The sequence below is a fragment of the Sphingobium sp. genome (genome assembly GCF_036170395.1).
Lineage (GTDB): Bacteria > Pseudomonadota > Alphaproteobacteria > Sphingomonadales > Sphingomonadaceae > Sphingobium.
The window spans coordinates 1-5,688 of the sequence record NZ_JAVHPD010000016.1 but is presented as its reverse complement, the minus strand read 5'-3'; the positions used below and the strand labels follow the sequence as shown (position 1 = coordinate 5,688).

General features: G+C 64.5%; 8 protein-coding genes. 5 read left to right on the top strand and 3 right to left on the bottom strand.

Annotation, left to right across the window (positions count from 1 at the left end; translation table 11 throughout):
* Positions 1-164 (top strand): citrate/2-methylcitrate synthase (locus V2B31_RS06090; RefSeq protein ID WP_328276455.1); only part of this gene is annotated, 164 nt, incomplete at its 5' end.
* Between the two features lie 55 nt (positions 165-219).
* Here V2B31_RS06090 and V2B31_RS06085 read toward each other — a convergent pair.
* Both V2B31_RS06085 and V2B31_RS06080 read right to left on the bottom strand, forming a co-directional pair.
* Complete coding sequence (locus V2B31_RS06085) at positions 220-963, bottom strand: alpha/beta hydrolase family protein (RefSeq protein ID WP_328276453.1); 744 nt, start codon at positions 961-963, stop codon at positions 220-222.
* The gene (locus tag V2B31_RS06080) at positions 960-2,045 is read right to left on the bottom strand and encodes a DUF3182 family protein (protein WP_328276452.1); all 1,086 of its coding nucleotides are present in this window, start codon (positions 2,043-2,045) and stop codon (positions 960-962) included. The genes V2B31_RS06085 and V2B31_RS06080 overlap by 4 nt, the downstream gene beginning before the upstream one ends.
* Positions 2,046-2,276: 231 nt before the next feature.
* Between V2B31_RS06080 and V2B31_RS06075 the strand changes: the two genes are divergently transcribed.
* Positions 2,277-2,663, top strand: coding sequence for a c-type cytochrome (locus tag V2B31_RS06075; RefSeq protein WP_328276450.1), 387 nt, complete (start codon positions 2,277-2,279; stop codon positions 2,661-2,663).
* 5 nt (positions 2,664-2,668) lie between these two features.
* On the opposite strand, the gene V2B31_RS06070 is transcribed toward V2B31_RS06075, so the two are convergent.
* The gene (locus tag V2B31_RS06070; protein WP_328276448.1) at positions 2,669-3,430 is read right to left on the bottom strand and encodes a competence/damage-inducible protein A; all 762 of its coding nucleotides are present in this window, start codon (positions 3,428-3,430) and stop codon (positions 2,669-2,671) included.
* Between the two features lie 79 nt (positions 3,431-3,509).
* On the opposite strand from V2B31_RS06070, the gene map reads away from it, so the two are divergent.
* The 3 genes from map to V2B31_RS06055 form a co-directional block, all read left to right on the top strand.
* Entirely contained in the window at positions 3,510-4,340 is an 831-nt protein-coding gene (map, locus tag V2B31_RS06065; RefSeq protein ID WP_328276446.1) for a type I methionyl aminopeptidase, read from the top strand.
* A 239-nt stretch (positions 4,341-4,579) separates the two neighbouring features.
* Positions 4,580-4,918 (top strand): P-II family nitrogen regulator, encoded by a 339-nt coding sequence (locus V2B31_RS06060; RefSeq protein ID WP_155179550.1) that lies wholly within the window; start codon positions 4,580-4,582, stop codon positions 4,916-4,918.
* A gap of 96 nt (positions 4,919-5,014) precedes the next feature.
* Positions 5,015-5,688: glutamine synthetase beta-grasp domain-containing protein (locus V2B31_RS06055; RefSeq protein WP_328276442.1), on the top strand; the 674-nt coding region annotated here is incomplete at its 3' end.

Sequence of the window (5,688 nt, the reverse complement as noted above, 5' to 3'; positions counted from 1 at the left end):
TCCCGACCGAAATGTTCACCGTGCTCTTCGCCCTCGCCCGCACCGTCGGCTGGGTAGCGCACTGGAACGAAATGATCTCCGATCCAGCGCAGAAGATCGGCCGCCCGCGCCAGCTTTACACCGGGCCGACGCAGCGCGACTATGTGCCGGTTGGCAATCGCTGATCGACCAGCGACATAACGATACTAAGGAAAACGGCGCCGCCACCGGCGCCGTTTTTCATGGAATGCGCCGCCCGCCGCGCACCATTTCCTCGACCCAGCCGACCAGCAGCCGGTTGTAGGCCCGGCGGCAGGATTCGTCGCGCAGCGAATGGTCCGCTCCCTTCATAATCCGGTGGGTCAGCGACGCCGCTCGGTGGAAGGCGGAGATATAGGAGCTGATCGCAACATGGGGGACATAGCTGTCCTTCTCCGATTCCACGATCAGCACGTCGCCGGTAAAGCGCTCGCAGGCAGCTAGCGCCCGGTCCTCCGCGGGCGTGCGGGGCGCGCCGCGATAGCGGTTGATCTCGTCCCGGTCGATCAGCGCCTTGGGCACCTCCCAATGGCTGTCGGGGTAGAGCGCGGGCACGCGCAGCGCCAGCCAGTTAACCGACCGCTCGGCGGTCAGCAGGCTCGCCAGATAGCCGCCATAGCTGGTTCCCACCACCGCGATCGCGGAGGGGTCGACCTGATCCTGCGCCACCAGGAAATCATAGGCAGCAATCACGTCCGCCAGCCCGTCTGCACGGGTCACAACGTTCCGCTCGTCCGCCAGCCGCGCGTGGCCGCGCAGGTCGAAGGTGAAGCAGATGCAGCCCAGCTGCGCGATCTCCTCGGCACGCACCATGTCCTGTTCCTGGCTGCCGCCCCAGCCATGGATGAAAAGGACGCCGGGGATGAGCTTGGCGGGCGCGAGCAGCGTCCCGTCCAGATGCTCGTCCGCGACCTTGATCGAAACCCGTCCGTGCGTCTGCGTCATTGCTCCACTGCATATTTGGTCATCGGGCCGGCGACCGGATCGACCCCGCTATAATAGAGCGTGGCGTGCGGCGGCGCGGCATCGACGTCGCCATAAACCTCGACCGTCGCGCAGGCAACGGCATCGCGCGCGAGATCGCGCGCGAACGCCTCGAACGCGGCGATCTCTGCTCCGCTCGCGCCACCCGGCCGCCAGCTCTGCTCCAGCACGCCGATCCGCCGCTCGCCGCGCGCATTGCGGCCGAAGGCGACGTCATAATTGCGGCGCGACGCGATCAGCCCCGGATAGGCGGCGAACACAGCGCGATCATAGGCGATCGCCTTCGCCACCGCCTCGGCGAGTTCCGGGGCCAGTTCTTGCTCTGCCAGCCGCTCGAACCCGCCGCGCACGACATGCAGCTGCGACCCTCCATAGACGGTCTCGCCATGATTGTTCATCGTCAGCCGCTGCGTCCCCCAATAGGCAATGCTCTGCCCGAACAATCGCACTTCACCGACGCTGAAGGTGACTACGCCCTCCAGATTCTCCTCGATCACCAGCCCCTTGGCAGCGATCTCCGCCGGGTCGCGATCGGCGATGGCGGCGTCCAGAGCAGCATGGTCGGCCACTTCGGTCTGGCCCCGACCGGACGTGCCCTCCACATCCTTCACCCGCGCTGGTCCCTGCTCCAGCAACAGCCGCCCCGCCGCCCGAGCGTCGGCCAGCGAAAAGACCGAGAAGCCGGCAAGCACGCTGCCGCTCAGCGCCCGACCCAGATCGTCGGACCAGCCCGCCGGCGTCGCCGCGCCTTCAGCCACCCGACCATGGGTGATGATCTTCGTAGCGACAAAGCCATGCGGCACGACCCCGCCATAAAGCTGCGTGTCTTGCCTCACGCCGATCCTTGCCGCCTCGGCAGCGTCCAGCACGCCGTCGGGCACCAGCAGCGTCGCCTGATCGGTGTTCGCCCCCACAACCCTGCCATGGCCCAGGAGCGCGATCCGCCGCACCATCTCCGCGCGGGAAGCGCGGTCATGCTCGTTGGTCATGGTCGCGCCCGGGCTGAAATAAGGCGCCACATGCGGCCGCTGTCCAAGATCCATTCTGCCTCCTCGCGCCGAAAGCCATGGGTCTGCTGTGGGTAAGGCGGCGCAGACAGGGGGAACGCGGCAGCGCGCGATTATGTCCCACCCTTATCCCGGCGGGCCAAGCAGGCTAGGAGCGACGCAGCGGCAGGTCCATACGCTTAAACTCCCATTCAGCCGGCGCAGGCTAGGGGGCCATCAGGGCGATCAGGCCGCATTCCGATCGCCATCTTGCCAAAGGGTCCGTTCATGCACTTATCGCTTGCGTCCACCTCTGCACTTTTTGCTGTTGCCGCCCTCGCCTCTATCACCCCTGCCTTTGCCCAGGCGGGCGATGCCGCCAAGGGCAAGACCGTCTTTGCCCGCTGCGCGCTCTGCCATGACGTAAAGCCCGGACCCAAGAAGATGGGGCCGAATCTTGCCGGCATTTTCGGCCGCACGTCGGGGGCGCAGGCCGGCTTCGCCTATTCCCCGGCGATGCAGAAGGCGAAGATCAAGTGGGACGCCAAGACGCTGGACGCCTTTGTCACCAAGCCCAATGCCCTGGTGCCCGGCAACCGCATGGCCTTCCCCGGCATTCCCAACCCCACGGATCGCGCCAACCTGATCGCCTATCTGAAGGCCGAGGCCAAGTAAGCCGCTTAGATGCCGCCGTCGGTGACGGCCCAGCCGCCGCGCTCCAGCGCGGCGGTGAGGTCGGCGACGCAGGCGTCCAGCGTCGCCGCATCGGTCGATCGGACGACGAAATTCGCGCCCGTCCGCCCCTCGCGGAAGAAGGGATAGCTGCCGATCTGCACCCCCGCATGGGCGCGCTCAGTGGCACCCAGCAGGTCCGCGATCTCGCTCTCCGCGACCCAGCAGCCGATCGTGCGCGACAGCAACGGCAGTCCGCCTTCCAGCGTCCCCGTCAGCCGGTCCAGCATCCCCGCAGTGATATGCGGCACGCCCGCCATGATGAAGATATTGCCGTGCCGGATGCCCGGCGCGCCCGACATGCGATTCTCGATCAGGCTTGCGCCCTCTGGCACCCGCGCCATGCGCAGCCGCGCCTCTGTAAGCCCTCCGCGCGTCTCATAATAGCGCTCCAGCACCGACCGCGCTTGCGGGTGGACGACCACGCCGACGCCCAGAGCCTGCGCGATCGCATCGACCGTAATGTCGTCATGCGTCGGCCCGATGCCGCCGGTGGTGAACAGATAGTCGTTGCGCGCCCGGAGCGTATTGACTGCCTCGACGATCGCCTCGGTAACATCGGGCACCACCCGCACCTCGCGCAGCCTTATGCCCTGGACATTGAGCCAGGTCGCCACCTGCGCGATATTCTTATCCTGGGTGCGGCCCGACAATATCTCGTCGCCGATCACGATCAACGCGGCGGTCCAGATGCGGGTGGTATCGGCCATGCCAAGCGCCATAGCTTGCCCTACCTGTCCTGCCTAGCAGCCTCTCGCAAAATGGGCGGCCAATGCTTATAAGGACAGGATGACCGACTATATGACGATGACGGCCGACGCGCCGGTGACCCGATCCGCCGCGATCAAGCTGCATGACGAAACGGGCTTTGCCGGCATGAGAAAGGCCGGCCGCCTCGCCGCCGAGATTCTCGATGCGCTCGTGCCCCATGTCGTGCCCGGCGTTACCACCGGCGAACTGGACGACATCGTCCGCCGCATGACCCTTGACGGCGGCGGCGTGCCCGCGACTTTGGGCTATCGCGGCTACACCCATAGCTGCTGCACTAGCCTCAACAACGTCATCTGCCACGGCATCCCCGGCGATTATCGCCTGAAGGAAGGCGACATCGTCAATATCGACGTTACCCCGCTGGTCGATGGCTGGCATGGCGACAGCAGCCGCATGTATATTGCCGGTGAGACCTCCATCAAGGCCAAGCGGCTGATCGAGGTCACCTACGAATGCCTGATGCTGGGCATCGAGCAGGCGAAGCCCGGCAATCATCTCGGCGACATCGGCTATGCGATCCAGCGCCATGCCGAAAAGCATCGCTACGGCGTGGTGCGCGATTTCTGCGGCCATGGCCTTGGCCGCGTGTTCCATGACAGCCCGGAGGTCGTGCATGTCGGCCGCCCTGGCACCGGGCCGGAATTGCGCCCCGGCATGTTCTTCACGATCGAACCGATGATTAATATCGGCAAGCCCGGCGTCAAAATGCTGGACGATGGCTGGACCGCCGTCACGCGCGACCGCACCCTTTCCGCCCAGTTCGAACACAGCATCGGCATCACCGAAACCGGCTGCGAGATCTTCACGAAGAGCCCCGCCGGTCTCGACTGCCCGCCCTATGCAGTTTGATATCGGACCTGCCCAAATTATGGGCAGATGGTCATGATATTGCCCGGAAAGCGGGCAATATGGACAAAGATTGCTGCATCGCCGAAAGCATGTCCTAGCGATTCGCCATTTGGCACGGTAATTGATTGTTAAGGGAGACGGCGCCTGCCTTTGGGGGGTATGACGACCGCCTTTCGAGGAAAAAGGGCTGCGGGTCGCTCCCGCCGCTCCGGCGTGCGTCATGGGTTGGGATAGAAGTGATGAAAAAGATCGAGGCGATCATCAAGCCGTTCAAGCTGGACGAGGTGAAGGAAGCGCTGCACGAAGTCGGCGTGTCGGGCATCACCGTTACGGAAGCCAAGGGCTTCGGCCGGCAGAAGGGCCATACCGAACTCTATCGCGGCGCTGAATATGTCGTCGATTTCCTGCCCAAGGTGAAACTGGAAGTCGTGGTGGACGACAGCCTGGCGGACCGCGTGGTCGAAGCCATCTGCTCCGCCGCGCAGACCGGCCGCATCGGCGACGGCAAGATTTTCATCTCCAATATCGAGGGCGCGGTCCGCATCCGCACCGGCGAGCGCGACAGCGACGCGATCTGATCCTTTCACCCGCCGGCCTTAAACGGGCAGGCGGACAGTCGGCAACGTCAACGGCCCCTTCGGGGGGGCTTTCTTACGAAAGAAGGGCAAGAGCACATGGCCAACACGCCAAAAGACATCCTGAAGATGATCGAGGAAAAGGAGATCGAGTGGGTCGATGTCCGCTTCACCGATCCCAAGGGCAAGTGGCAGCACCTGACCATGGTGTCGAGCGTGCTGGGCGAGGATGAACTGACCGACGGCCTGATGTTCGACGGCTCCTCGATCGAGGGCTGGAAGACGATCAACGAATCCGACATGATCCTCAAGCCCGACCTCGACGCCGTCTATGTCGATCCGTTCAGCGCCACCCCGATGCTGATCCTGTTCTGCGACATCGTCGAGCCCGACACCGGCGAACTCTATGCCCGCGATCCCCGCTCGACCGCCAAGCGCGCCGAAGCCTTCGTCAAGTCGGCCGGATTCGGCGACACCGTCTATGTCGGTCCCGAAGCCGAATTCTTCATGTTCGACGATGTGCGTTTCGAAAACGACTATTCGCAGAGCTACTACAAGATCGACGACATCGAACTGCCCACCAACACCGGCAAGGAATATGAAGGCGGCAACCTCGGCCACCGTCCCCGCGCCAAGGGCGGCTATTTCCCCGTCGCGCCGGTCGATCCCTGCACCGACATCCGCGCCGAGATGGTCTCGACCATGCTCGAAATGGGCCTGCCCTGCGACAAGCATCACCATGAAGTCGCCGCCGCGCAGCACGAACTGGGCCT

Excerpts from the sequence above, each read along its gene's own strand:
- V2B31_RS06070 (WP_328276448.1), bottom strand. The coding sequence starts at position 3,430 with ATGGCCGATACCACCCGCATCTGGACCGCCGCGTTGATCGTGATCGGC.
- V2B31_RS06080 (WP_328276452.1), bottom strand. The coding sequence starts at position 2,045 with ATGGATCTTGGACAGCGGCCGCATGTGGCGCCTTATTTCAGCCCGGGC.
- V2B31_RS06075 (WP_328276450.1), top strand. The coding sequence starts at position 2,277 with ATGCACTTATCGCTTGCGTCCACCTCTGCACTTTTTGCTGTTGCCGCC.
- V2B31_RS06060 (WP_155179550.1), top strand. The coding sequence starts at position 4,580 with ATGAAAAAGATCGAGGCGATCATCAAGCCGTTCAAGCTGGACGAGGTG.
- map (WP_328276446.1), top strand. The coding sequence starts at position 3,510 with ATGACCGACTATATGACGATGACGGCCGACGCGCCGGTGACCCGATCC.
- V2B31_RS06085 (WP_328276453.1), bottom strand. The coding sequence starts at position 963 with ATGACGCAGACGCACGGACGGGTTTCGATCAAGGTCGCGGACGAGCAT.